This window comes from Nitrosomonas communis (genome assembly GCF_900114745.1).
Classification (GTDB): Bacteria; Pseudomonadota; Gammaproteobacteria; order Burkholderiales; family Nitrosomonadaceae; genus Nitrosomonas; species Nitrosomonas communis_A.
On the sequence record NZ_FOUB01000162.1, the window covers coordinates 1 to 2,164 of the forward strand.

The window sequence follows — 2,164 nt, forward strand, 5'->3', positions numbered from 1 at the left end:
ATAGAACAGAAGAGAGAATTCTATTAGATGGTTATTAAGGAGCAGTTAGGGCCTGTTGACATTCCACATAGGTAGCCACAGATATCCACACGCTAGGGCTACCATACTCTCGTAATTTCGCTTCAGTTTGTCATATCGTGTCGCTATTGCCCGATACTGCTTTAGCCGGGTAATAGCATTACCTACCAATACAAAAGACCAACCCTTCATCCGGTTGGTTTTTTTGTGCCTACTCTCGCGTGTTTACGCGGGTTCATGAGGATTCTTGCGGACTTCGAGGTTTAAATAAATATCACAAATATCCTCAGTTTTTCTCTCTTTTCCCCATTATTCTCTCCACCCCTACCCGTCTTCTAGAAGCGAAGTCCACAAGTTCTAATTTTTTAAATGATAAAAATCAATTAATTATGCGCGGACTAATCAAGTGGTTTATTTTCAGCATTGGTAGGCAGAGGGAACAGCTTACTTATAAGAAATAGATGTTGCTAATAAATTAACGTGAGTTCGACATAAGAAAAGTGGTAAAAGGAACCTGGATTCCTCCTTATGATAAAAAGATTTAGGAAAAGAGCTTCATCATTATTCGCGAGAAGAAACCCTCGCTTAATATCAGAATACCTCACGCTCTTCCAGTCGTGATGTGATGATCCTTATGTCGAACTCACGTTAGCTTACTACGTGCTTACACGTATTTTTTTTACCTACTTTTCTCGGTATCCTAATAACACATCAGTTATGAATACTGATCACTATATGATTCAATTAATTATTAAGGAAATAAAATGGCAATAGGTACAGTTAAATGGTTCAATGATGCTAAGGGTTACGGCTTTATTACTCCAGATGATGGTGGAGAGGATTTGTTTGCACACTTTTCCGCTATTAATAGTAACGGCTTCAAGTCTCTGAAAGAGGCTGAACGTGTCACTTTCGAAGTGGCTACCGGACCTAAAGGTAAACAAGCAGCTAATATCAGGTCATTATAAAATTGATCTGCTGGAAAACAAAGAACCTCGGACTATTCGTGGATTAACGACTTGATAAACAATAATTATCATTAGTTAATCCTGACAAATCTCTCGTCAATATTTTTCGACATCAATATATCCAATGGATATAGCTAAGCTTCCACAAATAACAGTGATCAAGAATATGGTGAATGCCAAATCACAGTTAAATTCTGAATGACCGACCAAAAACAGAACAAAGATGCTCGTTTAAAAGCCGGGCTTTTCATAATACAAGCGGTCAAGCTGAAAGGTGTAGAAGAGGCAACCTGGCAGAGATGGGAAGAGCAAACCGGCAAAAAGGCTGAAATTCCATCCTATTGCTGGGAATTATTTTTTCTGAAAATTGGTCAACATCCTAAATTTAGACTGGGGAGGAAAAATGGCCATAAAGAAAGTATTGAGTAAAGGACTTCCTGTAAAAATCTGGTAGCGTTGTCAATAAGAGACCTGAAATAATGGCCCTCCATTTTGCTGTCGTTGTATCACCGTCAAGCATCAAACCCATTGTAGTAATAAGCGAGTCGAACCTTGGTGACATTAAGCGCTCCTTCTGTGCTCCACTTGCTGACATTGACCCTCATGTGCACCGTCGGAAACAATCTTTCTACTCTGCTTGTCGTCTTTCCTTCTAATCTGTTCTCCAAAGCCGTAAACATATCCTCGCGAGCATTCTCAAGATAAGATACACAACGCTTGAATTCTTTTTCCTGACAATAATCTATCACTTTTTTCAATCGCGCTTTCTTGGATTCGATCATTGCTTTAATCGTATCGGGACAGTCTGACCAAAGGCCGAATCGCGCATATCTCCATCAACTCCACTACAACATGTAACCATTCCCTGCTTTTTCTTTTAACGCCGTCAGACCATAAAGCATACTGTGCCTGGTAGGGGATATGCCATAAACATCGCTGAACAAGGACGGTAACCTTTCCTTTCAAGCTTTCAAAAATAGAAGTATCGCCGTCGGTTAAAAGCAAAAATGGTTCCTTGAATTTCTTGATCACCTCAATACTCTTTTGAAACAGTTTGTCCCATGAGCCGTTATAGTTACCGATATCGATACCCGCGACCCTGATGCCACCTCCTTTTTTGTACTGCACCAACACTTTCAACTCCTTTTCCCGTTTAGCGATCCCGGTAATCTCCACAC

At 40.1% G+C, this 2,164-nt stretch carries 5 protein-coding genes; 2 read left to right on the top strand and 3 right to left on the bottom strand.

The genetic code is table 11. The annotated features are described in order from the left end of the window. Positions 1-45: 45 nt before the first annotated feature. Positions 46-210 (bottom strand): hypothetical protein, encoded by a 165-nt coding sequence (locus BM122_RS22965; RefSeq protein ID WP_256212270.1) that lies wholly within the window; start codon positions 208-210, stop codon positions 46-48. 572 nt (positions 211-782) lie between these two features. On the opposite strand from BM122_RS22965, the gene BM122_RS21080 reads away from it, so the two are divergent. Next, positions 783-986 (top strand): cold-shock protein, encoded by a 204-nt coding sequence (locus tag BM122_RS21080; RefSeq protein WP_046849668.1) that lies wholly within the window; start codon positions 783-785, stop codon positions 984-986. Positions 987-1,184: 198 nt separating this feature from the next. Next, on the top strand, positions 1,185-1,415 hold the full coding sequence (locus BM122_RS21085) for a hypothetical protein (RefSeq protein WP_074907623.1): 231 nt from the start codon (positions 1,185-1,187) through the stop codon (positions 1,413-1,415). An 83-nt stretch (positions 1,416-1,498) separates the two neighbouring features. Here BM122_RS21085 and BM122_RS21090 read toward each other — a convergent pair whose 3' ends face one another. Both BM122_RS21090 and BM122_RS21095 read right to left on the bottom strand, forming a co-directional pair. Then, positions 1,499-1,768 carry a hypothetical protein gene (locus tag BM122_RS21090; protein WP_074907625.1) on the bottom strand — a complete coding sequence of 90 codons (270 nt, stop codon included), beginning with the start codon at positions 1,766-1,768 and terminating at the stop codon, positions 1,499-1,501. 4 nt (positions 1,769-1,772) lie between these two features. After that, positions 1,773-2,164, bottom strand: a 392-nt coding sequence (locus tag BM122_RS21095) for a hypothetical protein (RefSeq protein WP_218152213.1), incomplete at its 5' end; no start/stop codon positions are given.